Here is a 26931-nt window from a genome sequence, read left to right as displayed (position 1 = left end):
CATAATGGAGAAGATTTTCGCGAGAATAGTGTTCTTTTATATTTAGATTCACCCATAATTGTTCATTCATTTGAGAAATGATTTTTCGTTATCATGTATTTCCTGTTATCTATTTGGTATAGGGTGCATAGGTTTTCCTTTATATTCGTTGATATTTGTAGGATTTTTGTCTTTCGGGTCTTTATTGGTTGTGACTATGATTTCATTGGCCCCAACAGAAGCTCCTAATGCGTTGACAGCCCTAACACTATACGTATAAATGGTATTCGGTGTCAGGCGATTGTCTGTGTAACTATTATTCTTTGAAGTTCCAACTACGACACCATCCCGGAGAATTTCATAATAATCGGCACCGGATGCTTGATTCCAAGTTAACGATACTGTTACTTTTGTCTTGGTTTTTACAGCTAGTTTCGTTGGATTCTCAGGAAGACTTTGAACTTCATTCGAAATTAATCGAGGAAACGTTGTGTTCAATACATTTCCTTTTTTATCAAATGCTTTGACATAATATGTGTAATTTTGGCCTGACCTAAAACGAGCATCTTTATAATTCGTGTTTTTCGTGCTTCTCAGTAAACGATCATCCCTGTATACTTCATACTTTACTGCACCATCTATAGGCTCCCATGAAAAAGAAGATTCAGAAGATGTGATTTTGTCGATGCTGATGATTCTTTGAGGTAATGTTTCGATAAAATGATATGTTTTCGGGGCTCTTTCCAAAAGTTTTGCTTTTGTGTCTTCGTTCAAATAGTATAAGGCCATTGCTTCTGCAAAGTATTCTTCTATATAGGCAAAATAATAGAATACAACATGATCATGGAATAATGGTTCGTATTCCTCCTCGTGGATCTTTGCAAACTCTTCTAAATTGGAGATATCTAATCCTGCTGCTGCAGAGTCTATCGCATGGCTTAACTCATGAAGTTCCAGGTTAACCGTCGAGTGACCCCTTCCATAATCACTATATCCAATGCGAGCCGCTGTTACAGGGATTCCTCCTATGCCAGGCACATCATCCCATGTTAATCCAGTCCCTTCCCACCCTCGCGGAACAACTCCTTTCAAATAGAGATACTCTGGCAAATATGTCACTGGGAAATCTGTTAGTATAAGACTCACTCCAGCTTTTTGAGTCTCTGAAATTAATCTCTCGTTAATTTTGGAAACCCGGTCAATCATATTTTGAGCTTCCTCTACATCATAATCGTTATCGTCATCCTGTACGCCAATTAGCTTTTTCAGTGTTTCATTTTGAAAAGTGTGATTATGAGAATAGTCTTCGGCTGCAAAGGCGTTTGAGCTGAAAGCTAACAAGAATACAAAAGTCAAAGCGAAAAGTATGGATATATTATTAGGTTTCACAGGCGTTCTTTTCATCAATCAGCATCTCCTTATCAATAAAATAGTTTATTACCTGAACGAACTGCAGATTCACCTCCTATCTACTAAAAATGCAAGTATCATGCCAAATTCTGTTGTTTTAATAAAAATAGGAAAAAATCATATATATATAGAAAAGAGCAATGATAAACGGAAATCAGGCGGTGGGAGAGAGGTGCAATCTTCCGATGTTCTGTATATTTTTTAGACAAACAGTTAATTAAATGTATATTTTCTTTGACACCTCATACTAGAAAAATGAAAGCTTATGTGAATCAAGCAGAGGTAACTGTCAAATAAGGTCGGTATTAGCAAGAATGATTGAAACTGGATAGATTTTATAAGGTCGTACTCATTATCTTCTTCAGTCAGGATGGACAAAATCAAAACGGCCACTAATCTGGAAAGGTTTCAAGGGGATTAGCCGAGGCGCTAAAAAAAGACAATGGCTGGTAAGCATCTATAGAGAATGAGAAGAAGCACGAATGAAAGGGTGAGTCAGTCTGTCAAAGAACAGACTTATCAAACAGCAGCGTGTCAAAGCATGAAAAAAGCCCTGCCTCTAGCGAAAAGGACCTGGAGGTAAGGCTTGTTATAATAACTATTTCATATTTTCAAATCCTGACAATCAGAGGTTCACCTAGTCTTGATTGTTTATGAAGCTTCAAACTGATACGTGGCTTCTTGTGTGTTAGTGCATCCAATCTTGAGGAGATAATCTATCCTCTCCGGTGATTTCCCTAAGTACTCTGCATGGATTTCCTGCAGCAATCACGCCAGGAGGAATATCCTTCACAACAACACTGCCGGCACCGATGATGCTGCCAGCTCCGATGGTTACGCCTCCGCAAATCGTTGCATTGGCGCCAATCCATACTTTCTCTTCGATGGTGATGGGCTTAGATGTGCTGATTCCCTGTGCGCGCTGCTCTGGGTCAATGGCATGGCCCGCACAGGCGATGCATACGCCCGGTGCGATGAATGCATCTGCACCAATATGAACGGGTGAAGTATCGAGGATCACACAATTGTAGTTGATGATGGTCAGCCCGTTCGTATGGATATTGAAGCCGTAATCACAGCGGAAGGAAGGCTCGATAAAGGTCAGAGGATGACAAGTCCCGAAAAGCTCCTTTAAGATAGAGGCTCTCTTTTCTCCTTCATCCGGCCGAGTTTGATTGTATTCCCAGCATAAGGTTTTCGCTTTAACTTGGAGGTGGTTCGGCATATCTTTATGGTCTGCATTGTACGCTTTTGGTTGTTTCATCAAATCAGTCATTTTCATATGGTTCTCTCCGTCATGTTAGTTTCTAGTATAAACAAGTATAGGGATATTAGGCAGGGCTGTACAGACCTTGGGGACGAGAGCCGCAAGAAGAACCACCAAAGACGTTGTTAAGCTTCCCTTCAATGATCTAGTCTCCTCTTCTTAAGGGAAATCAGGATTAGTATGATGAAGACAGCGAGGATGAATGAAGGAAGAAACATAGAGCTTTTTAAAACAACCTTGAGGTGAAATGGGGCTTCATGGATAAAATCTGCCCTGATCCACTCGCTGCCCCTGTACGGCAATTGATTTTGTAGTGGAGATGACTTTTATGGCATAATACTTTGTTCCGATTGGAAAATGGTTGGAGGCATGACCCTCCTATTCCCCTGTATATTCGTCCGGTTTGGTCTCTACCTCTTCTATGTTCCTACCACTCTTACTTTCTTCAGCATATTCCTCCAGTTTGGCCTCCTAAACTAATCCATCCCAAACAATATAAGAGGTTGACCAAGATAAGGCATGAACAGGTGGTGCGATTAAAAGGAACAAGGATAGAATGTGAATCTTTTTCATAGATACCATCTAGTTCTCCACCTCGCTTATAATGGCTGTGTCATTTATTGGTTAATGGGATTAGATCGAAATCTTCTATCTAAGGTAAGAAGAATATAAAAATATCGACAAAACATTGTGAGAAAATCTAACAATAAACGACAATCCTCTTCATTCCTCCCGTTTTGATTTAGTGCTTATATCCTATTTTATAGGAAAAAGTTTCCTAAATATTCTGTTTACGATATAATTAACAATCATATCTTATAAGTCGTGTCATTTTTCTTTACATAAGCAATGCGACACGTCATCCACATCTAAAAGGAGCTCTATTCCTTTTCTTCCTTTTATCTTTACACAAAATGTTTCTAAGAAGACCGATTCGAAGTTGTCACTTTCGTATTAGGACAGGCTTAAAGGAAACACCCTCTCTATTCAAAGAATCATATAAATCACCAGCATTCTCGTTATTTTTCAATCCATTAACAAAAAGCAGCATATGTTAGAAGCTTTGTTCGGTACATCCATGCCCGACTTTATTTTGCATTCCTATTTTCAAAATGAAAAAGAGGAGGTTTTTGCATGAGTAAACCTGAGAAGGCAATTCTCGACAATTTCAAGGAAGTGAATCATGGGCTTTCCCATCAGGAGGCGGCGGAGGAATCAGCACGCTGCCTGTATTGCTATGATGCTCCCTGTATTCAAGCATGTCCAACTAGCATTAACGTTCCCGCTTTTATTAAGAAAATCTCTACGCATAATTTACGAGGAGCTGCAAAGACAATCATGACCGCCAATCCAATGGGAGCGAGCTGTGCCCGTGTATGCCCGACCGAGGAGCTTTGTGAAGGGGCATGTGTATTGAATCACTCAACCAAGCCAATCATGATTGGAAATCTTCAACGCTATGCGACAGATTGGGCGATGAAGAATGAACAGCTCCTCTTCAAGGCAGGACAGCCAAATGGCAAATCTGTGGCCATCATTGGCGGAGGACCAGCCGGTTTGTCGGCTGCGCGTGAGCTTTCCTTGCTTGGCTATCGAGTAGTCGTGTTTGAGGCAGAGGAGAAGGCGGGCGGCTTAAATACATATGGTATTGTGTCATTCCGGCTACCGCAGGCAGTTTCATATTGGGAGGTTGACCAGGTCCAGGGCCTTGGTGTGGAGATTCGAACAAACACAAGAGTGGGAGTCGATGTCCAAGCGGAAGAAATCCTGGAGAATTTTGATTACACGCTGCTCGCTGCCGGTATGTCAAATGTACCGGACCTCGGCATCAACGGAGAGGAGCTTGAAGGCGTCCGTGATGCAATTGAATTTGTGAAGGAGACGAAGCAAGCTCTTGAGCAATGTGATTTGAGAGGAAAGAAGGCAGTCGTCATCGGTGCCGGCAATACGGCCATTGATGCAGCAACTTGCTCAGTCCGGCTTGGAGCGGATAATGTGAAGATTCTATACAGGCGAACAAAGGAAGAGATGACAGCCTATGAGTTTGAATATGAATTTGCCAAGCAGGACGGGGTTGAGTTTAGATGGCTGACAGCTCCGGTCCGTATTCTCGCCAATGAGGAAGGAAAGGTGAGCGGAGTGGAATGCATCCGTATGGAATTAGGACAGGCGGGACCTGACGGGCGCAGGCGGCCGATTCCTGTGCAAGGCTCGAACTTCATCATTGAGGCAGATATCGTTATCAAAGCCATCGGCCAATCAAGACATGTCAGTTTAATTGAGCAATTTAATGTAAAGCATGAGGATGGCGTTGCCATCATTGACCCATTAACTTATCGAACATCAAATGAAAAGGTATCGGCTTGCGGGGATTGTATATTCGGTAAAGGACAGGGAGAGGCCATGGTTGTATCTGCTGCTCAGCAAGGCAAAGAGGCAGCTTATGCCATTCACAAGCTTTTATCACCGGCTGCGAGTGTGACAGCATAGCTGCTTTTCAGGTCATGAGGGGGACAGGGAAGCAGTAAAACAATAGGGAGGTTTATATAATGGCAGACTTAAAGATTAATTTGGCAGGCATTCAATCACCCAATCCTTTCTGGCTGGCGTCCGCACCACCGACGAATTCCGGCTACCAGGTTCAGCGGGCCTTTGAAGCGGGGTGGGGAGGAGCCGTCTGGAAGACTCTTGGAGACCCGATTCTCAACGTTTCCTCCCGCTTTGCCGCTGTCAGCTTCAACGGACAGCGGGTTGCGGGCTTCAACAATATCGAATTGATCACAGATCGTCCTCTTGATGTGAACCTGAAGGAAATCTATGAAACGAAGAAGCGCTTTCCAGACCATGCTATCATTGCTTCACTCATGGTCGAACCGAAGCAGGAGAAATGGCATGAAATTGTCAAGCGGGTGGAGGCTGTGGGAGTTGATGGACTGGAATTGAATTTCGGCTGTCCCCACGGCATGGCTGAGAGGGGGATGGGAGCTGCCTCTGGACAGGTCCCTGAGCTGGTCGAACGCCAGACTTATTGGGTGAAGGAGGTGGCAACGACGCCAGTAATTGTCAAGCTTACACCAAATATCACGGATATCACTGCGACAGCTGAGGCGGCCGTTCGCGGAGGGGCAGATGCCATCAGCCTGATTAATACAATCAACAGCTTGGCCGGCGTTGACATTGATACGTGGAATACGGTCCCGCATGTTGGAGGAAAAGGAGCTCATGGCGGCTACTGCGGCCCAGCAGTGAAGCCGATTGCCCTTCATATGGTCGGAGAATGTGCTCGAAATCCCCGTATCAACATCCCAATCTCTGGGATAGGCGGAATTTCCAACTGGCAGAATACGGTTGAATTCATACTCATGGGGGCAACCGGTGTGCAGGTATGTACCGCAGCGATGCACCACGGGTTCCGAATCGTTGAAGACATGATTGAAGGTCTTTCTAATTATCTGGATGACCGGGGCATCGGTTCGGTAATGGAGCTTGTTGGGAAGTCGGTTGAGAAGTATTCGGACTGGGGCAATCTGGACCTCAATTATAAGATTGTGGCCCGCATCAACCAGGACAACTGTATTCATTGCAATAAATGTCATATTGCCTGTGAGGACACGTCGCATCAATGCATTGACTTATTGAAGGATGAGGCAGGCGCAAGCTATGTCAAAGTGAGGGAAGAGGATTGCGTTGGCTGTAATCTCTGCTCGATTGTCTGTCCGGTGGATGATGCGATTAATATGATTGAATTGCCGACAGACCTGCCGCCGATGACGTGGAATGAACGCCAGGCAGCTGTCAATTTCAGCGCCATTCAGCCAGATGTCATTGGAAAGTAATCAGCTTGACCAAAAGAGAGAAAACAAATGGAGGGAATCGCATGAAAAAAATCATCAAAAATGGAACGATTGTAACGGCTTCAGATACGTACAGGGCAGACATCGAAATCAATGATGGGGTCATTACCTCGATTGGAAACGGATTTACGAGCCAGGATGCAGAAGTGATTGATGCCGAAGGTTATTATGTTTTTCCTGGCGGTATTGACCCGCATACCCATCTGGATATGCCGTTTGGCGGTACGGTCACAAAGGATGATTATGAAACGGGAACAAGGGCGGCCGCTTTCGGTGGGACGACAACCATTATTGATTTCTGTTTGACGAGCAAGGGAGTGCCGCTGAAGGATGCCGTCGAGACGTGGCATAACAAAGCCAGGGACAAGGCGGTTATCGATTACAGCTTCCATTTGCAAATTGTCGAAATGACAGAAAGTGTTTTAAAAGAGCTCCCGGTTATCTCTAAGGAGGAGGGCATTACTTCCTTTAAGGTTTTCATGGCATACAAAAATCAATTCCAGGCAGATGATGAGACATTATTCAAGACGTTAGTAACGGCAAAGGAACTAGGAGCCTTGGTAATGGTTCATGCAGAAAATGGCGATGTTATCGACTATTTGGTCAAAAAGGCGCTTGAGGAAGGGAATACAGAGCCGATTTTTCATGCACTCACAAGACCTCCGGAGGCGGAAGGTGAGGCGACAGGAAGAGCGGCAACATTGACAGGTCTTGCTGATTCACAATTATACGTTGTTCATGTGTCCTGTGAGGATGCGGCAAAGAGAATTGCCGAGGCTCGTGCGAAAGGAATTGATATATGGGGAGAGACATGTCCGCAGTATTTAGTGCTTGATCAATCCTATTTGGAGAAGCCTGATTTTGAGGGGGCGAAATATGTCTGGTCGCCGCCGCTTCGGGAGAAATGGAATCAGGAAAGCCTGTGGAACGCACTGAAATCCGGTCAATTGCAAACTATCGGCTCTGACCAATGCTCCTTTGATTTTAACGGGCAGAAGGATCTCGGAAAGAGTGACTTCTCGAAGATACCAAATGGGGGTCCGCTGATTGAGGACCGGGTGAGCATTCTTTATTCAGAGGGAGTCGAGAAAGGAAGAATCAGCCTTAATCAATTCGTTGACCTCGTTTCAACAAAGGCAGCAAAGCTATTTGGTCTCTATCCAAAGAAAGGGACTATCGCTGTCGGTGCAGATGCGGACCTTGTCCTCTTCGACCCGAATAAAGAGAGAGTGCTGTCTGCCAAAACCCATCATATGGCCGTTGATTATAATCCGTTTGAAGGAATGAAGGTTAAAGGGGAGCCTGTCACGGTGTTATCACGTGGAGACTATATCATTAAGGATAAGGAATTCGTCGCAGAGCCTGGCCGAGGCCAATACATTAAGCGGGCGAACTATAATGAAGCGCTAGTTCAGAAGGAGGACGCTGTTCCGTCTAATTAAAAAATGAATAAAGGGTGGGTGCCTTAATGGAAAAGAAGCCAAATTATTTAAAGTCTCCAGATTTGCTGCCTATTAGTTATGAGAATCGAAAGATCGGGCCATTTGGCTTTGCGGTCATATGGGTCGGAATGGCGATTGTGCTTGCTGCGTTTGCCATCGGCGGGGGTGGAATCATTCAGCTTCCGCTTGGGACGGTTATTCTGGCAACTGTTATTGGGTCTGTCGCCATTGGGATTTTAATGACAATCATTGGGGATATTGGCGTTGAACATGGACTGTCTTTTCCTGTTTATATGAGAGCACCCTTTGGGACCATCGGAACGCATATCCCATCTATTGTCCGGGGGATAACGGCTTCTTGCTGGTTCGGGATTAACACGTATTTTGGCTCAACAGCCATCAATGCTGTGCTGAACCTTTTGTTTGGCTTTGATAACTGGATTCTTTGCTTTCTGTTATTCACGGTCTTCCAGTTGGTCAATACCGCAATGGGAATCAAATCAATTGAACGGTTTGCGGATCTTGCTGCCCCAATTATTATCCTTATCTCCTGCTGGATGTATATTACGCTTGCTGATAAGGCGGCTAGTGCCGGCAAGGATATTTGGTCATGGGTGGAAAGCCCGGCTGCCGGGGGCTCCGCCTTTACGGCCTTCATGATTGTCGTTATGGCCAATATGGGCTTCTGGGCGACTCTCGCTGCTGATATGCCATCATTGTCCAGGTTTTTTAAAGCCCCAAGACATGAACGCAGCTGGTTTAAGCGCAATAAGACGCAGCTTCTCGGAAGTATTGTCGTGATGCCAATCTTTAATACACTCATGATTGTCATAGGGGCCGTATCTTACATGGCTGTTGGTACGTCAGATCCGATTATTGCCTTGCAGGAATCAGCGGGCGGCATCGTACTTGGTGTCCTTTTGTTGATGATTGTGCTGGCGCAGTGGTCGACTAATACATCGGCAAATGTTATTCCGGCCGCAACAATCTTCTCTAATGTCGGCGGACCAAAAGTGCCTTTTTGGGTAGGCGTTATTATTGCCGGTATGATTGGGATTGTGGCACAGCCATGGAGCCTGTTTGAAGTGTTGAACTCTGCCTTGCTCATCATCGGTGGAATCCTGACCGCCATTGTCGGTATCCTGTTTGCCGATTATTATTTGCTTCGCAAGAGACGTGTCCATGTCACGGACCTCTATGAATTAGAAGGTCAATTTAAGTATTGGAAAGGAATCAATTTTGCCGGGTTCATTGCCTGGATTATCGGCGGAGGCATTGCAAACGTGCTTTCGGCCTATTCCTCGCTTGTCGGGTTTGCCTGCGGGGCCTTCCTTTATTATGTACTCGCTAAATATTGGTGGTTCAAGATGTATCCGCAAGCGGAAATTGAAGATCCGAGTGATGAGAAGTTTCTTGGAATTACAGCCGGAAGGGATTGGGAAATCAGTGAAGCTGACCCTGATCCGCCCCTGGGGGCAAAAGCAGTTCCGGAGTAAGCATGATGGGAGGATTATACATGTCAGATTATGCAAAGTATGTAGAGGAACGCAAACGAATTGATTCATTTCTTGCACAGGGCTTCACGATTCAGCGGGTAACGGAAAACCTGGACGGGGCATATGTGGAATTTACAAAACGAGAAGATGCCGGAGGAGCATATGAAAAGCATATACTCCATATCATCACCCCGGATGCAAGGAAATATTTCTCCGTCAAGATGATGGAGAATCAAGCGAAAACCAGCACAGTTCAGAATTAAGTCTTAGTCATTTTCATAAAGGAGCGTGGCGCTAGAGTGGAAGGACAAAAACTATTAATCAATGGAAAGAGATTAAAAGAGACATTGGAGAAATTCGCGGAATTCGGCAAGACGGAGAACAATGGCGTCACCCGCTTATCTCTGTCAGAGGAGGACCGTCTGGCCCGCCATTACTTGCGGAATTGCTGCGAAAAGCTTGGGTTAACGGTTACATATGATGACCTCGGAAATATGTACGCAACCCTTGAAGGGACAGAAGGAGGACCGCCAATAGTAATGGGTTCTCATCTGGATTCTGTCAAAAGGGGCGGCCGATTTGATGGAGTGCTTGGTGTGGCGGCGGGGCTTGAGGTTGTGAGGACCCTTGTAGAAAATGATATAAAACCGCGCTATCCAATCACCATTGTCAATTTCACGAATGAAGAAGGAGCCCGATTCGAGCCGTCTATGATGGCCTCAGGTATCCTGTCAGGAAAATTTGATAAAGAGATTATGTTTGAAAAGAAGGATGTGAATGGAACGACTTTTGGCGAAGCATTAAAGGCAATTGGCTATGACGGGGATGAAAAAGAGCGTTTGAAGGAGGGCAGAGCTTTCCTGGAACTGCATATTGAACAAGGCCCTATCTTGGAGCAGGAATCAATCTCCGTTGGCATTGTCGGCTGTGTTGTCGGCATGGTCTGTTATGAATGGACGATTAAGGGAGAGGCTGATCATGCCGGAACAACTCCTATGACCATGCGGAAGGATGCCTTGTTTACTGCTAATGATATCATCACTGCTATCAGGGAGCAGCTCGGAAATCTCGATGCCGAACTCGTCTATACGATGGGCAGAATGACTGTTCACCCGAATATTCATACTGTCATTCCGGATTCCGTTATCTTCTCTTTAGAGGCCAGACATAAAGATCCAGCCGTAATGGCGAAGGTAGAAGACATCATAAGAAATGTAGGAAAAAGCTTTGACCAGCAAGATTGTCAGGTTGGAATTAAAAAGCTATGGGGCCGGGACACTGTCATGTTTGATGAGCAGTTATGTGGGACGCTTGAAAAAGCGGCTCAAACTCTCGGAATCTCTTCCAAGCAGATGGTGAGCGGAGCCGGACATGATGCCCAGTTCATCGCCTCTTATATCCCAACGGCCATGGTGTTCGTACCCAGTGAAAACGGCAAGAGCCATACCGAGGTTGAACGGACATCCTGGGAGGAATGTGAAAACGGGGTAAATGTCCTGCTTGAAGCGGTTATGGAGCTGCAATCCATTTAATGAACGCAGTGCCGGACAAATAAATGTATGTATAAATCCGGGTAGAAATTTACGGAAAAAGAGAGACTAGGAGGGAGCACATGTCAATGATTAAAGAGGAAACACTCGTGTTGAAGAATTATATAAATGGGGAATGGGTCGACCCGAGCGGAGCGAATTCCATTGATGTACCGAATCCAGCAACAGGTGAAGTTCTGGCAAAGGTGCCAATCTCAACGGCAGAGGATGTCGATAAGGCCGTGGCTGCGGCAAAGGAAGCCTTTAAGGAGTGGCGTTATGTTCCCGTGCCAAAGCGGGCGAGGATTCTTTATAAATTTCATTATCTATTGACGGAGCACCATGAGGAACTCGCGAGATTGGTTGTTTCTGAGAATGGGAAGGCTTACAAGGAAGCATACGGGGAGGTTCAAAGAGGGATTGAGTGTGTTGAGTTTGCCGCTGGTGCGCCAACCTTAATGATGGGAGAAACATTATCCTCAATTGCTGAAGAGATCGACTCTGAGATGTTCCGTTATCCGCATGGGGTCGTTGGCGGAATCGCGCCTTTCAACTTCCCGATGATGGTTCCGCTCTGGATGTTCCCGCTCGCTATTGCATGCGGAAATACATTTATCTTAAAGCCGTCTGAACGAACGCCTATGCTTGCGAATCGTCTCGCAGAGCTGTTCACAGAGGCAGGTGCGCCGAAGGGCGTGCTGAATGTCGTACATGGGGCTCATGATGTTGTAAATGGTCTTCTCGACCATGAGGATGTCAAGGCTATTTCATTCGTCGGGTCGCAGCCGGTCGCCAAATATGTCTACAGCCGCGCAGCAGCAAATGGTAAACGGGTGCAGGCTTTATCCGGTGCGAAAAACCATCATATTGTCATGCCCGATGCTGATATAAAAAAGGCTGCCGGAAATATTATCAGCTCAGCATTCGGAAGCGCTGGCCAGCGCTGTATGGCCTGCAGTGCGGTTGTCGTGGTTGGTGAAGGACAAGACTTTGTCAAGGAGCTGAAAAAGCAGGCAGATGAATTGGTCGTTGGAAACGGATTGGAGGAGGATGTCCTCTTAACACCAGTAATCCGGGAATCACAAAAGGAGAAATTACTCAGCTATATTGATAAAGGTCTGGAAGAGGGCGCTAAATTAATCCGGGATGGCAGGGAAGGGACAGATGAGCTGAAGGAAGGATATTTCATGGGACCGACCATCTTTGACCATGTGAAGCCGGAGATGACAATTGCCAAGGAAGAAATGTTCGGACCTGTCCTAAGTCTGCTCAGGGCGGAATCACTTGATGAAGGACTGGAGTTCATTCGGAAATCACGTTATGGGAATGGAGCAACTATTTATACGAAGGATGCCAGGGCTGTTAGGCAATTCCGGGAAGAGGCAGATGCAGGCATGCTTGGCATTAATGTCGGTGTTCCGGCGACAATGGCCTTTTTCCCTTTCTCCGGCTGGAAGGATTCTTTTTATGGAGATCTCCATGTAAATGGGAAGGACGGCGTCAATTTCTATACACGCAAGAAAATGATCACTTCACGGTTTGACTATTAAGCGGACAGGGGGATGAATCATGACGGAAGTGAAGGAAGAGACAGGATTGCTGGCTAAGGATGCGGAATATGTATGGCATTCGATGAAGCCGTATAGTCCGGATTCTACCGTGATTGCCGACAAGGCAAAGGGCTGCTGGGTGACGGATGCTGATGGAAACCGGCTGCTCGATGCAATGGCAGGCCTTTGGTGTGTCAATATTGGATATGGCCGGGAGGAATTGGCGGAAGCAGCCTATGAGCAATTGAAACGCCTGGCTTATTTTCCGCTCAGCCAAAGCCATGCACCGGCAATTGTACTGGCGGAGAAGTTAAACGAGATGCTTGGCGGTGATTATGTCGTTTTCTTCTCTAACAGTGGATCGGAGGCGAACGAGGCAGCCTTCAAGATTGCTAGGCAATATCATCAGCAAAAGGGAGAACATGGGCGCTACAAATTCATCTCCCGCTACCGTTCCTACCATGGCAACTCCATGGGCGCTCTGGCTGCAACCGGGCAGGCTCAGCGCAAATATAAATATGAACCGCTTGCCCCGGGCTTTATTCACGTAGCTCCGCCCGATACGTACCGTTCACCAGAAATAGCGGACACCAAGCCGCAGGAACTTCAATCCGTACAGGAAATGGACCGAGTTATGACATGGGAGCTCGGGGAAACAATCGCCGGTGTTATCATGGAGCCAATCATCACTGGAGGCGGGGTCATTATGCCGCCTGACGGTTATATGGCAGGCGTCAAGGAAGTCTGTGAGAAGCATGGGGCCTTGCTAATTGTCGATGAAGTAATCTGCGGCTTCGGCAGGACAGGAGAACCATTTGGCTTCATGAACTATGGGGTGAAGCCGGACATCATCACAATGGCGAAGGGAATCACGAGCGCTTATCTGCCTTTATCAGCGACAGCTGTTCGAAAGGAAATCTATGAAGCCTTCAAGGGAACGGATGAATATGATTATTTCAGACACGTCAATACATTCGGCGGAAATCCAGCCGCCTGTGCGCTGGCGCTAAAGAATCTTGAAATCATGGAACAGGAGGGCATGTACGACCGCTCGAAAAAGCTAGGAAAACAATTAAGGGAAGACCTCGCAGGAGCAATCGGCGAACATCCTAATGTCGGCAGTATCCGCGGCAAAGGTCTTCTCATCGGAATCGAACTTGTAAAAGATAAGGAAACGAAAGAACCACTCGACATTAAGCATGTCAATCAAATTATTGCCGGATGCAAGAAAAAAGGTGTGTTGATTGGGAAGAATGGAGCAACGGTTGCGGGGTTCAATAATGTATTAACCTTGGCGCCGCCGCTTTGTGTGAGTGAAGAGGAGCTTGGGTTGATCGTGAGGGTGATTTCGGAGGAAATCGCCAACATATAGAATGGTTTAGTCACTTAAGAGCCCGCATATGAGGGTTCTTTTTTTTAGGTTTAACTGATGCTGTATAAATGAACTCCTCCGTCAGAAACTAACTCTGTCACGAAAGGGGAGAATATCTCATGAAATACGGTTATATCGGCCCAGGCATGCATTCAGGGCAGATTGAGCAGAAAAAAGGGCGCTATGTAACGGGTTTTGCTGTCGGCATCCTCTATTCCGATGGAAACAATTATCCCGTCATTCCCGGTAATGTCGCCAACTACTCAAGCTATCCGTTTCCCGTCCACTATAAATTAGTTCCTTGCTGTACAGGAAAGCGACTCTTAAATGGGGATTCTTCATTAGAGAAGAGGATTATCGAGGCTGCAATGCAGCTGCAGAGTGAAGGGGCAAAGGTGATTTCTAGCGCTTGCGGCTTCTTCGGAAATTTTCAGGCTCAAACTGCAAGTGCCCTCAATATCCCTGTCTTCTTATCCAGTTTGGTCCAGTTGAATATGATTCAGATAGGGCTGAAGCCAGGACAAAAGATTGGTATTTTAACTGCTTATGAAAAGGGATTGACCGATGCACTTTTAAAAAGCTGCGGGATTACAGATGAATCCAACCTTATTATCGGAGATCTTAGCAAGGGAGCTGAGTTTTCTTCCATTTCAAATGGTGCTGGTGCATTCCATAACGATCGGCTTCGTAATGAAGTTGTCAGCAAGGCAACTGAAATGACAGAAAAACATCCGGAAATTGGAGCCATTCTTCTGGAATGCAGCGATCTTCCTCCCTGTGCCTATGCCATTCAACAAGCCGTGCAGCTGCCAGTATTTGATTTCATGACACTTATCCGGTGGGCGCATGATGCTAATAGTCAGAGTCCTTATTATGGATTTATTTGAATGTAATCTTGAAAAAATTAGGAACATTTGTTAAGGTTAAACCAATCAAATCATTTGCAGGGGGACTCTTTTAGAGTTGAGAAGGTAGAACCTGACCCTTAGAACCTGACTTAGTTAACACTAGCGTAGGGAGCATCGTATAATATTTTTTGTATACTATAGCTCTCCATTTGTTTTGGAGAGCTTTTAACTTTATTCAGCTTTTTATGGCAAATTCAATGCAAGTTGAAAGAAGGCTTCAGGGACGAGTGCAAACTCCTGCTGAATAAAGTTAAAGCCTCCGGCGGATGGCAGAAAAGTTGAGAGGAAGGTTTTCGGGCGGAGCTCGAACAACTTTTCGCCGCAATAACTCCGAGGAGTTATTGGGATGTTTCCTAAAACTAAATAAATCATTTGATTGCGGGGGGACTCTTTTAGAGTTGAGAAGGTTAAAACCTGACCCTTAGAACCTGTTAGTTAATACTGGCGTAGGGAGCAATGATCATCAGGCGTATACTGATGCTTAAGCCCTTTTATTCTTGCTAGTGAGATAGAAGGGCTTTTTTCTTTCTTGCGTCCATCAAAAAATGGAGGAGAGAAGATGAACGATTTATCTGGAGGAACAAATGTATTCACCCAAGTACGTGAGAGGAATCCACTCATTCATTGCATCACGAATTATGTGGCAGCTAATCTGCAGGCAAATGGCCTGCTGGCAATTGGGGCGTCACCTGTGATGGCGGATGGCCCTGATGAGGTGGAGGAGATCATTAAGGCGGCATCGGCCCTTTCCATCAATATCGGGACACTCAATCCACAGATGAGGATGGCAATGCTGAAGGCGGGCAGGGCCGCTAATGTGCGACAAATCCCAGTATTGCTCGATCCTGTCGCGGTCGGGGCTGCTTTGTATCGGAAGGACACCGTTCGAGAGCTGCTTGATGAAGTTCATGTAGATGCGATTCGCTGCAATATTGGTGAGCTCGCAGCACTTTCTGGAGCTGCATGGGAGCAGAAGGGTGTGGACAGCGGCACGGGGACGATTGACCTTGAGGAGGAGGCCAAGAAGATTGCCTTGAAATATGAGTGCCTCGTGATTGTGACGGGGGAACGGGATTATCTAACGGATGGGGTGGAAGGACGCTGGATTAGCGGCGGACATCCGATTATCACGCAGGTTACGGGCAGCGGCTGTTTGCTCAGCTCGGTTTGTACTGCGCTATTAGCTGTCCATACAGAAAATCGATTAGATAGAATTGCAGAAGGATTGTCTCTTTATAAGCGGGCGAGTGAGGAAGCGTATCAGCAAAGCTCAACTCCTGCATCCTTTCAAGCGGCCTTTCTAGATCAATTATTTATCCAAGCGAATGGGAGGGTGGAAGCATGAATGTGGTGATGACGATTGCCGGGTCAGATTCCGGCGGAGGAGCAGGCATACAGGCTGACTTGAAGACCTTTCAGGAGCTGGGTGTCTTTGGAACATCTGTGGTGACGGCCTTAACGGCTCAAAATACGATGGGTGTTCATGATATATTTGCCACGACCTCAGCATTTGTCCGGTCTCAGGCAGAGGCTGTGTTCTCTGACTTTCCTGTCCAGGCTGCTAAAACAGGAATGCTCGCTTCAAGTGAGATTATTCGTGAAACAGCGGAGATTCTCAGAATGCAAGATTTGCAGCTTGTCGTTGACCCTGTCATGGTTGCCAAGGGCGGCGAGCAGCTGCTTGGAATGGAGGCTGTCCGTGACCTAAGGGAGCATTTGATTCCGCTTAGTACGGTTATTACGCCGAATATACCGGAAGCAGAGGTACTGACGGGAATGAAAATCCACAATGGGAATCAAATCGCAAAAGCGGCTGAGCATTTGCTTGAGCTTGGGGCGAACTGTGTTGTCATGAAGGGCGGTCATGTTGATGACCCGGATTTTGCAACGGACGCCGTGTACTTTGAGAACGGTCATTCGTTTAAAATGACAACCAAGCGTGTCCGAACTCGGCATACCCATGGGACAGGCTGTACCTTTTCTGCAGCCATTACAGCCTTCTTAGGACAGGGATGGACGGTGGAAGAGTCTATCGTAGCAGCAAAGCAATTTATCCAGCTGGCAATTGAGCAGGAGCTTGGGCTCGGAAGCGGAAGTGGACCGACGAATCATTTTGCTTATAGAAAAAGTAAGGAGAAATGTGAGGTGGAAATCATTGAAGCGTGAACAGCTGCAGGTTTATTTTGTGATGGGGTCAGTTAATGTCAAGGAAGCAAACCCTCTTGAAGTTTTAGAGCAAGCCTTAAAGGGCGGAATCACCATGTTCCAATTCAGGGAAAAGGGCAAGCGTGCAAGAACGGGAATAGAATACGAGAGATTGGCTCATGAATGTCATCGTTTATGCAAGCAGTATCAAGTACCGTTTATTGTCAATGATGATGTCAATTTGGCGCTTGAGCTGGATGCAGATGGTGTTCATATCGGGCAGGAGGACGGAAGGGTAGATGAAGTCCGCGCTCGGATTGGCTCGAAGTGGCTCGGGGTATCTGTCCACTCGAAAGAAGAAGCGGCGATCGCCTATCGCGCGAAAGCTGATTATGTCGGGATTGGTCCAGTCTTTGGAACCAAGTCGAAGGAGAATGCGCCTCCTCCTGCTGGGACTGCCTTGATTGCAGAAACGAAAATCCTATATCCAGATTTGCCAATTGTCGCAATTGGCGGTGTGACAGGGGAAAACGCTCATATTCCGCGCAGTGCTGGTGCCGATGGAGTGGCGTTGATTTCGTGGATATGCGAGAGTGACCATATTGAGGAAGATATTAAAAGACTGAAGGAATTATCCGTATTGTAGAGAAATAATAAACGGACAGGTTTGAGACTAACGGTTTCGGTTTTCGAGTACAAAGACATAATTCGCATACAAATTAGCAGTCCTATTCACAACTGAATTGGGCTGCGTCTTTTTGTTGATATATCAGTGTTTACTGTGCAATTAAGGATGTTTTACCTCACGAATCCCCCCTTTATGGTAAGGTGACAGAAGTTATTGTCAGTGTACATGTTCTAAAGCTAACTACTATGCAATTTGGCGTACTATAAATGATAATAAGGTTTCTGGATATTTATGTTAAAATTAAAAAGTGAGCTTGTTTAAAGCTATATTGTTTTTTGGGGGAGAGTCTAATGAGTAATCAAGAAGAAAGTTTTGTTATTGATGGGGTATCTCCCGACGGTAAGTGGCTGTGTGTATTTGAGGATGACGGAGAGACTGGATACTTATATTTTTGCCCATTGTCTTCTGACGGGGAAATGGTAGGTATTGCTGATGCCCTTTGGATTTATAATCAAATATCTCCTTCAATTTTTGAATGTGAAAAAGTAGATATTATTTGGTCTGAGGACTCTATGAAATCTATCCTGATTGTAGATGGAGAGTGTTGGGGAATATTTGATTTATTGTCAAAACGAAAACTAAATGCACCAAGGCACAATAATATAATAGTCTCGATTTCATTAAAGATTTGGGAAGAGGGAATACCATCAAATTTAGGCGAACCTCTCAATTTCAACGTACAGAATTAATAAAGTCACCTTAAAAAAATGCTTGAAGATAAGATGCTCCAAGCATTTTTTATGTTGATTCACTTACAAAATTGCCTGCTTTTCTTCAAAACAGAACCCGTTAGTTTGAGACCTGGCCGTTTTCTTTTATGTATGAGCAATGATAAAAAGAATGGGTGAAATCATGAATATTAAGCCATTTCCGATAGATTTTACAGCTGGAATAACACCGTTTTTTCAAGTAGATGATTCAAAAAGAATCCGTTTTTCGATGTCAGATTTTCAGCAAAATCCAGGGACCTTAAAGCAGGTTTTTTACCATATGTTTGATAGTGACGAAAACCTTGCTTGTCTCTTCATCTCCGGCTATGAAACGGCAGATGGCATTCGTAGAGAAAGATTAGGGCTAGGAAAGATAGTTACTATCACGAACTGGAAAAACCATAAGGGATGGAATGATGACTTGGATGCCTATATCATTTATACGCAGGTGAATAGCCTGAGGGTATCGGAAATCTATCGATATTTCTTGAAGCTTATGCGAGGACATATGCCCCTCTATATTTGTTTTTATAATGAAGAGTACTTAGTATACGTGAATAATGATGTGCTCGATATCCTATCAGCTGAATCAAAAATCACCCTTCTGAAAAAACGATTTGACGAGCTATATGACAAATTTCATGCACAGTAATGATTCTTTTTGAAGTTTATTAGAGAGAAGCTAAGCAGCTTTCAATTTCCTTTTGCAAGGTAGGCAGTTCATCCCTCCCATTGATTGCGAAATAAAGGCTTTTCAAAAAGGTCTTACAGTTAGCATAGAGGAACCAATAGTTTTCTTCTGCTACTTGTTTCTTTATTTCGTGAAGCTTTGATGGCATTCCTCTAACTAACGCTGCTACTTCTTCCGGGCTGACTCCATTATGAAGGAACGAAATGATGGCGTTGCTGATTCTTTCGTCTTCATCATGTACATACACACTTTGATGTACATAGATTTTATCCAAAAGTGAATGTAATAGAGCCAATCCCGATTCCTGGTCAATTTTTTTGCTTTTGGCGAGTTCATCTACAACATCTGAAGCATGGGCGATACTGTGTGCCCAGCCTTTCTTAGGGACAAATCCTCTTAAATCCCTTTCAGCGTTTATGTAAAGAATCATATTTTCCTTAATCTTATCCAATATACCTTGAGGCAAGAAATCCTCTTCATTATCTTTATACAGGATGAGGGCGAGTAATAGGGTTGTAAATGATCTCGTAAAAACGGTATCTGTCCCGCATTCGCCAATGCCATGAAACAAGAAGGCATCACTTACACCATACTCAGCTAATTCGATATATAGTTCATGCTCGATTTGGTTATTCAGGCTAAGCTCACAGAAAGAACCGTATATTAATTGGTCTCTTAACTTACTGTTCGGTGTACCGATATGAGTGAGCATAGATTTAATGAGCACATTCTTATTTATATGTATTGGTAGTCTTCCTTCCTGTTGAAAATGCTTTAATGCTTCGTATAGTTGTTGCTCCTCAAGGGGTGTTACAGCAGCAAGTGTCTTCATAGGTTTCTCCTTTTCATATCGTTAATTCTGGAATGGTGCTGCTTAATAAGCAGTCAACTTGCTCAAAAAAATATTAAGTAAGGGTGGATAAACTATTGATTTCGATTGAAAAAGCAGCTATTTGGGATGCTGGAAAGCTAACAGAAATAATGAAAAAAACCTTTGATGAAGAAGCAAGGAGATGGTCAGTTAATCTAGAAATGCGAGATTACAATATTCAACCTCCTGGATATTCTTCCGTTGAGATGACTAGATATATGATGGAAGAATTAGTTTATTACAAAATAGTATATAACAAAGTGATTGTCGGCGGCATCATTGTGACGATAACAGGAAAGTCCTTTGGAAGGATAGACCGCATATTCGTTGATCCAGCTTACCAGGGGAGAAAGATCGGTTCAAGAGTAATGGAATTAATAGAAGAGGAATTTCCAAGGGTGAGAACCTGGGACCTTGAGACTTCCAGCAGACAGGTGAACAATCATCATTTCTACGAGAAGATGGGGTACCGAGTTACCTTTAAAACCGAGGATGAATACTGCTACATAAAGAGAAAAGGATGTGCAGCCGGAGAAGAGAATCTAATTGAAAAGAAAGTCCTTTCAAAAACCCAATATGAAAGCTGCCAAATGGAAAAAAACGAGTATTATCAAGTGAATATGGAAGGGAGTTCTTTTACGAACAGTAACCTAATGAATATACATATAAGTAACTGTAATCTTAGTTACTCAAGATTTCAAAATATTAATTTAAAGTATTCATTTTATGCTGATTTAAACCTATCCTACAGCAAAATGAGGTTTGTTACGTTAGCGGGCGTCCGATTTATCGATACAAACCTTGGGGAAGATGAGAAACCGCTCTATTTTGAAAGATGTGACCTTCAAGGAACGAAGATTAGCAGCAGTAACTTAAGAAATTTCCAAATTACGGACAGTGACATAACAGGAATGACGATCAATAATATCTCTGTAGAAAAACTGCTTGAAGTGTATGAACGAGAAGGGAACAAATAAGGACTCTTTTTTGGTATCTATAACGGTTGATTTTTGATTTGATGATTTTAAAAGAATAGGGGCAAATGGAATGGAACGAGCTCATTATCATTTAACAGAACGGAGCAAACGAATTCTTCAATTAGCTGCTAAATATAATCAAGATGTGATTGAACCCCATCATTTGTTCATCGCCGCTTGCAGGGAAGCTGCAGGCGTTTGCGGGGAATTACATCTCTATTTACATAAGCAATTAGGGAATCAATTTCTGAATTTCATGAAAGAGCAAGATGAAAAGGATATGGGTAGGGCTAGCCAGTCCAATTTATCACTTGTCTTAGAAAAAGCAGACGAAAAAAGACAGTACTATCGTCAAACCCTTATAAATGAAGGCCATATCATTCAAAGCATTCTAGAAACCGATTCAAGCTTAAATGATTGGTTAACCGAGGAAATGAAAGAAGCTATTATCGATATTGCTTGTGTGCCTAGGGATATGGTTGTTCATCTCGGAAAATATCAGAGCAAAAGTCATATAGGGTATAAGAATTCCATTCGGAGAGCAGTGCATGCAGATCTTCCGGAGTTGAAACAGTTCATTAAGAGTGAATTTGGCGACCGCTGGATCAAACGGATAAATCATCTTCCTGCCAGCGGTCAACTTTCCGTATTTCTTGCGGAATATAATGGGGAAATCATAGGTTTTGCCTGCTTTGATGTAGAGAAGAAAGGGATGTTTGGCCCGATGGGAACCTCCAGTCGATTCCGTTTACATTCAGTCGGAAAAGAATTGCTGCATCGCAGCTTAATAGACATGGCTGACAGAGGCTATGCTTATGCTGTAATCGAACAAGCTGGACCGATTGAATTTTATGAAAAGGCATGCGGTGCCAAGCTTATTCCTTGGTTCTAAAGAACATCCTAGAAATAAGCTGAAGAATAAAATAGAAAAAGACCAGATTGAGCAGGAAACCCCATACATGTAGTGACATACCCGGATTCCGATATGTTTCTCCGATATCAACGGGGAAGCCATATATACTTCCCCCGGTTTCTTTGGAGCTCACATTCATTAAGGCAGTGATGATCGTTATTATCATACTGATCATCCAAATGTATGTTTTCTTCATTTTCATTAGCTGAATCTCCTTGTTTGGAAGGCTGGATTTTAGACAAAGGAAGGAGCGGCAATAAACAGCAGGACAGCACAAGATACTAAGAAAATGCTCGCATTCTTAGATAGCTTCGTCATTCCTTTTCCTTTATAGAAACCGGAGAATTGAAGTTTATTTCTATACAGGACAAAGAGAATGAGAAGGATAGCGGCTCCAACAAGCATGCCTCCGTTCGTGTTGGCAACCTCAAAGCCGAAACTGGCGTATAGAGCAAATGCGAAACTGCTTAATAATCCCCCGATAATAAGAAAAATGGCTAGAATACGAATCAATTCCAAGGAAAGTCTCAACAGAAGGTCTCCTTTCTAAAAAAATGGTAAAATTTGATAAAACTAGTTTAGCATAAGGATTGTCTGTTGAGAACAGATAACTGGTTATTCCTTCGTTATGGATGGAACAACTTTTATTGTTGGTACGGAAGTCGATAGCACCTCAATGGAATGCTCGATACAGTGTATGCCATAATGATGCATGCTTTCGATAATCGTCTTTTCTAAGCAGGATGAACGAATAAAGGAATCCATGAATGATGATTGTTGATAAAGCCGGAAGGATTCTCCCTGAAAGACGGCATCTTCATCCCAAAGTGTGTAATCATCATAGGTAACGGAATAGGTGATATAGGAAGGGAAATCGATGTGGATGGTTGTAACAGGCTCATTCGGCGCCACGAGCAGGGAGGTGTCATGATCACTTCCGTAGACGGTAATTCTTAAGGCTGTTTCATTCGTGCGCGGTTCGGATATATTGACGAAAGCAAAGCCATAATCCTTCATGCTTAATAGAGTGCTGATTTCCATTCTCTTTTTTCTCCTTTTTACTTTTCACTATACCAAAATCAGGCAAATAAAAAGCGTGTTTTCACGAATTAGAAAACATGCTTTTTCGTCATCATTTATGCATTTATTGCAATGAAGAAAGACTCTGGTCTAAAGATGACCTTATTCTGTGCCTGCTCGATGATGTGAGCAATCCAGCCAACTATGCTAGCTTGCAGTGATAGTCTAGGTTCCGAAGCATTCGGAGGTTCATTACGAAACGCTTTACAATGAGCATGTGCTCTTGATTGCCCGGCATGATGGCATGGACGCTGAAATGGCCACCATGCCTGATGAGAAGGTGCTGATCAAGAATTTTCTTCTAACGATTAAACCAGCTAATAGCTTGTCAATATCTCTCTGTAAAATTTATATTTTTATATGCTATACTATTTTTAGGCATACCAAATAACCCTCCAGATATCTTATGGAAGGTTTTTCTTTATGTGGTCAAAATCTCTTTTTAAGCTATATCTAGGAAATGTTCTTTCCTTTTTAATAAAGCATATATCCAGTGAAGAAGTTTATTGATACAAGCGATAATTGCCACTTTCGAAGGCTTTCCTTCTGAGCGTTTCTTGTCGTAAAACTCCTTGAGTTTTTTATTTCTGGAACTTCTAATTCCACATAATACAGCTAGATATAAACTGTGTCTTAGCCTGCTGGAACCTCGTTTCGTTATATGATTCGTCGTAGCTGTAAACTTTCCAGAGGAATGTACACTGGGATCAATTCCAGCGTAGGCAACCAATTTCTTAGGGTGATTAAACCGATCAATTTCACCGATTTCAGAAATAATCGTGGCAGCGATTTTTTCTCCAATCCCGGGTATTGATTGGATAATCTTATATTCTTCTATTTCATTTGCCAGGGAGATCATTTGGTTCTCCAATTCCGAAAGATGTCCTTGGTAATGAAACAGGATGTCTATATACATATTAAGATTGATGAGATGGCTTTGATACATCACCTTTTGAAAAGGGTTTTGAGTAGCTGAATGGATCAATTTCCTTGCTTTCTCTCTTGCCCACTGAATAGAACGAGTTGGACAATACCCTTTTATTCGTTCCGCCAGGTCCTCTTCATCCGCCTCTAGAATCTTCTCCGAAGTTGGATATTCTCTTAATATTGATAAGGATACTTTTGAAAAAAGATCTCCAAATACCTTTCTGTATTCAGGAAAAGTCTGATCTAAAATCGTGTGAAATTGCAGTTTTGCTTCCACATACATATTCGTCACGATTTCCTGTTGCCTAGAAAGGTTACGCAGGTTCATCAGTTGAATTCCCCTCAATTTATAAGGTTCAAAATCCTCTTTATAATAAAGAACACATAACTGATAGGCATCGAATGCATCTGTTTTCACTTTTCTTAAACTGGATTTCTTCGCTTGATGAGATATGATGGGGTTCAACAGAATATAAAGTAAATCATTCTCTTCTAAGCACTGAATAATGGGAATATGATAATGGCCCGTTGATTCCAATATGACCACTGGCATCTGGCCAGTCAGTGATTTAATATCCCCTAAATAACTTATGAAACCATCTAGTTCTTCACGATTATGCTTGATTGAAAAGCTCTTTCCATAAGGCTTTCCTTTATCTAAAAAAGCCTGTACTTCACTTACTTCTTTAGCTACGTCTATACCCACAACCGGGTTCATTCTTTCTCCTCCTATTGCGTATTCACCAGTAACCCCTAATACCTCAAGTAGTATTATATCTTCGCTTGTTATACGAGATCTCAGTCCCAACCAGCCTCAAACATATTTCTACAAGTAGGGGGTGAACAGTTTAGTCGACGGGATCAATGTCCCACGCCCCCGTACGTTCTACCCTGGCTACTGATAGAATAAATCCATATAAAAAAAGTTCAACCAGAAAGTTCTGGCTGAACTCTATAATACGAATCACCCCGTTTATTGGGAGGGATTAAAGAAGCAAATCCGTTTGAAATATCCAAAGGTGAAGATGATGAAGGTGTCCCAGATTCATATTACGAAACGATTTATCATCGAAGGGCTTGGGGTTTCCTTTTTGCCGGCCTCGACGGTCAGAAGGGAGCTCTTGGAGGGCAGTGTCATGGAAGTGCCTTGCTATGCATTATCCAATCTTCCGAATGCCGGGACATATGCAATCATAAAGGAAAGGGATGCGAAGACCATCGAATTTATGGAATTTTTGAAAACGTATCGGTTATGAGAAACTCCTATTCTTTCATTGGATTGTTTCGTATAATTAAAGTGTAATAATATTCCAATAGATGTGTTATTCAATGAAGGCAGGGAATTTATGAAGAAGAAATGGCTTATTGGCATAGTCGTCATGATGATCTTGTTGGTTTGCAGTTCTATTTATTTCTACCGGGCCATATATGGGGATGAGGAACAGATGATGGCTGCAGCAAAGGCGCTGGAAGAGGAAATGGAGGACAAATACGGAATCCATATCATCGAGAGTGATGGGTTTTATACGCATATGGTTGGATATGCGGCGACTCTGACTGCAGAGGATGGCATCACCTTTGATGCCTGGTGGAGGCCGGATTCCAAAGATGGCAGCGTAGATTTTTATGAGGAAGAAGTTTGGCGAAAGAAAGGGCTGTCTGTATGGGGGCATGCCGATCAATATGTCCCGTATGTGGAAAAGGTTGATTTGAATGTTGGATACAGAAATGAGGAAGTGAATCATATTCCTTTGCTAACACAAGCAATTGATGAGGTGAAAGATACGTTATGGTTAACGCTCTATGTGGATTTGAAAGTACCTTATCGTGAATCGGAAGCAAAGAAGATAGAGGAAGGAATCTACCATTATTATGAGGATTTGCAGAATAAGGGGGCAGATGGGGTTGAATTGATTGTTCGCCATAAGGATGATTCTGGCTCTTATATGATTTCCCCTGACGAGCATGGGAAGCTTCCTGAAATCTCAAGTGTGGAAGATATTTCGAGCAAGTTTGATTAATAAGTTGAAAAGTTAACTAGCTGCCATAAGTAGAAAATACTTGTTTGAAAGGAAGGGTGTAGATGTATTTTCCATCCAAGAGAGATCGATGGATGACGGTCATTTTGTGGCTGTTTGCTATAATGTTTATCGTTCCGCCTATTTTCTTCCCGGAATTGGGTGTTTGGATGGTACCAGAATTCCTTGACCAGCAATGGATTCGGAACATATTCCTGCTCCCAATCGGTTTCTTCCTCATCTGGATTTGGTTCAAAACGGGCTATACCATTGAACGGGATATACTCACTATTCAATATGGCCCCTATAAGAAGAGAATCAAGATTGAGGAAATCCATAGCATAAGAGAAACAAGAAACCCATTCACTGCCCCCGCTTTGTCTATGGAAAAATTAGAGATTCATTATGCCAGCCATCATTTCGTTGTTATTTCCCCAGAAAATCAAACAGCGTTCTGCCATCAACTAAGAAAGCAAAACGCAAATATTAAAACCGATTCCGCCTAGAAGAATTGGCTGCAAGCTCATAGGTTTGCAGCCAATTCTACTTTTATCCTGTCCGGATCCTCGAAAAAAACAGCATAATGCTCAGAACCGCCTGCATAAGGATGACGGTCCTCATAAAGTATCGGTATCCCCTTTTCCCTCAGTTTTCTCGTCATCTCATCCACATGCTTGGACGATTTAGCAGTGAAGGCGAGATGATTGAGACCGGTCCGTCCCCGGTGATACGGAATATCCATGAATCGTTCTTCAGTTTGCACAAAGACAAGATAGGTATTCCCCTCTTTATAACTGAATCCCTTATCCCATTTTTGGAAAGGTTCATATCCCAATTCCTCCAAGAACCATCCCCAAAATACCTCCGAATTCTTTAAATTACGAACATTGATTTCGATATGATGAAGCATATTCTCCCCCCTCTTAAATTCCATTATAGCAAGTAAACAATAGAAGGGGAGTGTAAGCGGAAAGAACCATCCTGATGAAGTAGTAAGAACATATTCTTAGTGACACACTAAGCCTTCAGAATGGGCTTATTCTGCGGAAGCCTGTCATTTTTGAACGAAAAACAGGATTATCCCAATAGATAGACCTAAGGCTT

General features: G+C 43.6%; 26 protein-coding genes and 2 riboswitches. Of the genes, 19 read left to right on the top strand and 7 right to left on the bottom strand.

Annotated features, from left to right (window positions below):
• Nucleotides 1-105 precede the first annotated feature (105 nt).
• A complete protein-coding gene (locus tag ACY8DX_RS14425; RefSeq protein ID WP_462406955.1) occupies nt 106-1383 on the bottom strand; it encodes an anthrax toxin lethal factor-related metalloendopeptidase in 1278 nt (425 codons plus the stop codon).
• A 694-nt stretch (nt 1384-2077) separates the two neighbouring features.
• Nucleotides 2078-2671, bottom strand: coding sequence for a sugar O-acetyltransferase (locus tag ACY8DX_RS14420; protein WP_439801979.1), 594 nt, complete (start codon nt 2669-2671; stop codon nt 2078-2080).
• Nucleotides 2672-3790: 1119 nt separating this feature from the next.
• Here ACY8DX_RS14420 and ACY8DX_RS14415 point away from each other — a divergent pair.
• The 14 genes from ACY8DX_RS14415 to ACY8DX_RS14350 all read left to right on the top strand — a co-directional run bounded on the left by ACY8DX_RS14415 (nt 3791) and on the right by ACY8DX_RS14350 (nt 19002).
• Nucleotides 3791-5146: an NAD(P)-dependent oxidoreductase gene (locus ACY8DX_RS14415; protein WP_462405506.1), complete on the top strand. Its 1356-nt coding sequence runs from the start codon at nt 3791-3793 to the stop codon at nt 5144-5146.
• 59 nt (nt 5147-5205) lie between these two features.
• Nucleotides 5206-6492, top strand: a complete 1287-nt coding sequence (gene preA / locus ACY8DX_RS14410) for an NAD-dependent dihydropyrimidine dehydrogenase subunit PreA (protein WP_049670319.1) — start codon at nt 5206-5208, stop codon at nt 6490-6492.
• Nucleotides 6493-6533: 41 nt separating this feature from the next.
• Complete coding sequence (gene hydA / locus ACY8DX_RS14405; protein WP_049670320.1) at nt 6534-7952, top strand: dihydropyrimidinase; 1419 nt, start codon at nt 6534-6536, stop codon at nt 7950-7952.
• A 26-nt stretch (nt 7953-7978) separates the two neighbouring features.
• The gene (locus ACY8DX_RS14400; protein ID WP_049672822.1) at nt 7979-9448 is read left to right on the top strand and encodes an NCS1 family transporter; all 1470 of its coding nucleotides are present in this window, start codon (nt 7979-7981) and stop codon (nt 9446-9448) included.
• Nucleotides 9449-9468: 20 nt separating this feature from the next.
• Nucleotides 9469-9711 (top strand): hypothetical protein, encoded by a 243-nt coding sequence (locus ACY8DX_RS14395; protein ID WP_049670321.1) that lies wholly within the window; start codon nt 9469-9471, stop codon nt 9709-9711.
• Between the two features lie 36 nt (nt 9712-9747).
• A complete protein-coding gene (locus ACY8DX_RS14390) occupies nt 9748-10980 on the top strand; it encodes a Zn-dependent hydrolase (RefSeq protein WP_049670322.1) in 1233 nt (410 codons plus the stop codon).
• Nucleotides 10981-11060: 80 nt separating this feature from the next.
• Entirely contained in the window at nt 11061-12527 is a 1467-nt protein-coding gene (locus ACY8DX_RS14385) for a CoA-acylating methylmalonate-semialdehyde dehydrogenase (protein ID WP_439801975.1), read from the top strand.
• Between the two features lie 19 nt (nt 12528-12546).
• Nucleotides 12547-13899 carry an aspartate aminotransferase family protein gene (locus ACY8DX_RS14380; protein WP_462405505.1) on the top strand — a complete coding sequence of 451 codons (1353 nt, stop codon included), beginning with the start codon at nt 12547-12549 and terminating at the stop codon, nt 13897-13899.
• Between the two features lie 119 nt (nt 13900-14018).
• Entirely contained in the window at nt 14019-14786 is a 768-nt protein-coding gene (locus tag ACY8DX_RS14375) for an aspartate/glutamate racemase family protein (RefSeq protein WP_462405504.1), read from the top strand.
• 48 nt (nt 14787-14834) lie between these two features.
• A riboswitch (TPP riboswitch) is annotated at nt 14835-14935 on the top strand.
• A 242-nt stretch (nt 14936-15177) separates the two neighbouring features.
• Nucleotides 15178-15277: riboswitch (TPP riboswitch) on the top strand.
• A gap of 89 nt (nt 15278-15366) precedes the next feature.
• A complete protein-coding gene (thiM, locus tag ACY8DX_RS14370; RefSeq protein WP_462405503.1) occupies nt 15367-16152 on the top strand; it encodes a hydroxyethylthiazole kinase in 786 nt (261 codons plus the stop codon).
• The gene (gene thiD, locus ACY8DX_RS14365; RefSeq protein ID WP_439802396.1) at nt 16149-16973 is read left to right on the top strand and encodes a bifunctional hydroxymethylpyrimidine kinase/phosphomethylpyrimidine kinase; all 825 of its coding nucleotides are present in this window, start codon (nt 16149-16151) and stop codon (nt 16971-16973) included. The genes thiM and thiD overlap by 4 nt, the downstream gene beginning before the upstream one ends.
• Nucleotides 16963-17598, top strand: a complete 636-nt coding sequence (gene thiE, locus ACY8DX_RS14360) for a thiamine phosphate synthase (RefSeq protein WP_462405502.1) — start codon at nt 16963-16965, stop codon at nt 17596-17598. The genes thiD and thiE overlap by 11 nt, the downstream gene beginning before the upstream one ends.
• A gap of 332 nt (nt 17599-17930) precedes the next feature.
• Nucleotides 17931-18329 carry a DUF2251 domain-containing protein gene (locus ACY8DX_RS14355; protein WP_462405501.1) on the top strand — a complete coding sequence of 133 codons (399 nt, stop codon included), beginning with the start codon at nt 17931-17933 and terminating at the stop codon, nt 18327-18329.
• A gap of 139 nt (nt 18330-18468) precedes the next feature.
• Nucleotides 18469-19002, top strand: a complete 534-nt coding sequence (locus tag ACY8DX_RS14350; RefSeq protein WP_462405500.1) for a hypothetical protein — start codon at nt 18469-18471, stop codon at nt 19000-19002.
• A 19-nt stretch (nt 19003-19021) separates the two neighbouring features.
• Here the strand turns inward: ACY8DX_RS14350 and ACY8DX_RS14345 are convergent, their stop codons facing one another.
• A complete protein-coding gene (locus ACY8DX_RS14345) occupies nt 19022-19873 on the bottom strand; it encodes a DUF2785 domain-containing protein (RefSeq protein ID WP_462405499.1) in 852 nt (283 codons plus the stop codon).
• Between the two features lie 149 nt (nt 19874-20022).
• On the opposite strand from ACY8DX_RS14345, the gene ACY8DX_RS14340 reads away from it, so the two are divergent.
• Together ACY8DX_RS14340 and ACY8DX_RS14335 are read left to right on the top strand one after the other, a co-directional pair.
• The gene (locus tag ACY8DX_RS14340; protein WP_462406954.1) at nt 20023-20889 is read left to right on the top strand and encodes a GNAT family N-acetyltransferase; all 867 of its coding nucleotides are present in this window, start codon (nt 20023-20025) and stop codon (nt 20887-20889) included.
• Nucleotides 20890-20959: 70 nt separating this feature from the next.
• Nucleotides 20960-21781, top strand: a complete 822-nt coding sequence (locus ACY8DX_RS14335) for a GNAT family N-acetyltransferase (RefSeq protein WP_462405498.1) — start codon at nt 20960-20962, stop codon at nt 21779-21781.
• Nucleotides 21782-22036: 255 nt separating this feature from the next.
• Here the strand turns inward: ACY8DX_RS14335 and ACY8DX_RS14330 are convergent, their stop codons facing one another.
• The 3 genes from ACY8DX_RS14330 to ACY8DX_RS14320 all read right to left on the bottom strand — a co-directional run bounded on the left by ACY8DX_RS14330 (nt 22037) and on the right by ACY8DX_RS14320 (nt 24527).
• Complete coding sequence (locus ACY8DX_RS14330) at nt 22037-22333, bottom strand: hypothetical protein (RefSeq protein ID WP_462405497.1); 297 nt, start codon at nt 22331-22333, stop codon at nt 22037-22039.
• A gap of 84 nt (nt 22334-22417) precedes the next feature.
• The gene (locus ACY8DX_RS14325; RefSeq protein WP_049670335.1) at nt 22418-22843 is read right to left on the bottom strand and encodes a hypothetical protein; all 426 of its coding nucleotides are present in this window, start codon (nt 22841-22843) and stop codon (nt 22418-22420) included.
• A 481-nt stretch (nt 22844-23324) separates the two neighbouring features.
• The gene (locus tag ACY8DX_RS14320) at nt 23325-24527 is read right to left on the bottom strand and encodes an IS110 family RNA-guided transposase (RefSeq protein WP_462405496.1); all 1203 of its coding nucleotides are present in this window, start codon (nt 24525-24527) and stop codon (nt 23325-23327) included.
• Between the two features lie 286 nt (nt 24528-24813).
• Between ACY8DX_RS14320 and ACY8DX_RS14315 the strand changes: the two genes are divergently transcribed.
• The 3 genes from ACY8DX_RS14315 to ACY8DX_RS14305 all read left to right on the top strand — a co-directional run bounded on the left by ACY8DX_RS14315 (nt 24814) and on the right by ACY8DX_RS14305 (nt 26333).
• Nucleotides 24814-25065, top strand: a complete 252-nt coding sequence (locus tag ACY8DX_RS14315) for a LysR substrate-binding domain-containing protein (protein ID WP_462405495.1) — start codon at nt 24814-24816, stop codon at nt 25063-25065.
• 90 nt (nt 25066-25155) lie between these two features.
• Nucleotides 25156-25830 carry a hypothetical protein gene (locus tag ACY8DX_RS14310; RefSeq protein ID WP_462405494.1) on the top strand — a complete coding sequence of 225 codons (675 nt, stop codon included), beginning with the start codon at nt 25156-25158 and terminating at the stop codon, nt 25828-25830.
• Nucleotides 25831-25892: 62 nt separating this feature from the next.
• Nucleotides 25893-26333, top strand: a complete 441-nt coding sequence (locus tag ACY8DX_RS14305) for a PH domain-containing protein (protein ID WP_049670337.1) — start codon at nt 25893-25895, stop codon at nt 26331-26333.
• Between the two features lie 17 nt (nt 26334-26350).
• On the opposite strand, the gene ACY8DX_RS14300 is transcribed toward ACY8DX_RS14305, so the two are convergent.
• Nucleotides 26351-26737 (bottom strand): VOC family protein, encoded by a 387-nt coding sequence (locus ACY8DX_RS14300; protein WP_049670338.1) that lies wholly within the window; start codon nt 26735-26737, stop codon nt 26351-26353.
• Nucleotides 26738-26931 lie beyond the last annotated feature (194 nt).

Source organism: Gracilibacillus sp. Marseille-QA3620 (assembly GCF_054950035.1).
The sequence above is the reverse complement of the archived record's forward strand: the minus strand, read 5'-3'. Positions and strand labels throughout refer to the sequence as shown.

Bases quoted from the DNA above. Each gene is read 5' to 3' on its own strand.
- ACY8DX_RS14425 (WP_462406955.1), bottom strand. From the start codon at position 1,383: ATGAAAAGAACGCCTGTGAAACCTAATAATATATCCATACTTTTCGCT.
- ACY8DX_RS14420 (WP_439801979.1), bottom strand. From the start codon at position 2,671: ATGAAAATGACTGATTTGATGAAACAACCAAAAGCGTACAATGCAGAC.
- ACY8DX_RS14415 (WP_462405506.1), top strand. From the start codon at position 3,791: ATGAGTAAACCTGAGAAGGCAATTCTCGACAATTTCAAGGAAGTGAAT.
- preA (WP_049670319.1), top strand. From the start codon at position 5,206: ATGGCAGACTTAAAGATTAATTTGGCAGGCATTCAATCACCCAATCCT.
- hydA (WP_049670320.1), top strand. From the start codon at position 6,534: ATGAAAAAAATCATCAAAAATGGAACGATTGTAACGGCTTCAGATACG.
- ACY8DX_RS14400 (WP_049672822.1), top strand. From the start codon at position 7,979: ATGGAAAAGAAGCCAAATTATTTAAAGTCTCCAGATTTGCTGCCTATT.
- ACY8DX_RS14395 (WP_049670321.1), top strand. From the start codon at position 9,469: ATGTCAGATTATGCAAAGTATGTAGAGGAACGCAAACGAATTGATTCA.
- ACY8DX_RS14385 (WP_439801975.1), top strand. From the start codon at position 11,061: ATGTCAATGATTAAAGAGGAAACACTCGTGTTGAAGAATTATATAAAT.
- ACY8DX_RS14380 (WP_462405505.1), top strand. From the start codon at position 12,547: ATGACGGAAGTGAAGGAAGAGACAGGATTGCTGGCTAAGGATGCGGAA.
- ACY8DX_RS14375 (WP_462405504.1), top strand. From the start codon at position 14,019: ATGAAATACGGTTATATCGGCCCAGGCATGCATTCAGGGCAGATTGAG.
- thiM (WP_462405503.1), top strand. From the start codon at position 15,367: ATGAACGATTTATCTGGAGGAACAAATGTATTCACCCAAGTACGTGAG.
- thiD (WP_439802396.1), top strand. From the start codon at position 16,149: ATGAATGTGGTGATGACGATTGCCGGGTCAGATTCCGGCGGAGGAGCA.
- ACY8DX_RS14355 (WP_462405501.1), top strand. From the start codon at position 17,931: ATGAGTAATCAAGAAGAAAGTTTTGTTATTGATGGGGTATCTCCCGAC.
- ACY8DX_RS14350 (WP_462405500.1), top strand. From the start codon at position 18,469: ATGATAAAAAGAATGGGTGAAATCATGAATATTAAGCCATTTCCGATA.
- ACY8DX_RS14345 (WP_462405499.1), bottom strand. From the start codon at position 19,873: ATGAAGACACTTGCTGCTGTAACACCCCTTGAGGAGCAACAACTATAC.
- ACY8DX_RS14340 (WP_462406954.1), top strand. From the start codon at position 20,023: ATGAAAAAAACCTTTGATGAAGAAGCAAGGAGATGGTCAGTTAATCTA.
- ACY8DX_RS14335 (WP_462405498.1), top strand. From the start codon at position 20,960: ATGGAACGAGCTCATTATCATTTAACAGAACGGAGCAAACGAATTCTT.
- ACY8DX_RS14325 (WP_049670335.1), bottom strand. From the start codon at position 22,843: ATGGAAATCAGCACTCTATTAAGCATGAAGGATTATGGCTTTGCTTTC.
- ACY8DX_RS14320 (WP_462405496.1), bottom strand. From the start codon at position 24,527: ATGAACCCGGTTGTGGGTATAGACGTAGCTAAAGAAGTAAGTGAAGTA.
- ACY8DX_RS14310 (WP_462405494.1), top strand. From the start codon at position 25,156: ATGAAGAAGAAATGGCTTATTGGCATAGTCGTCATGATGATCTTGTTG.
- ACY8DX_RS14305 (WP_049670337.1), top strand. From the start codon at position 25,893: ATGTATTTTCCATCCAAGAGAGATCGATGGATGACGGTCATTTTGTGG.
- ACY8DX_RS14300 (WP_049670338.1), bottom strand. From the start codon at position 26,737: ATGCTTCATCATATCGAAATCAATGTTCGTAATTTAAAGAATTCGGAG.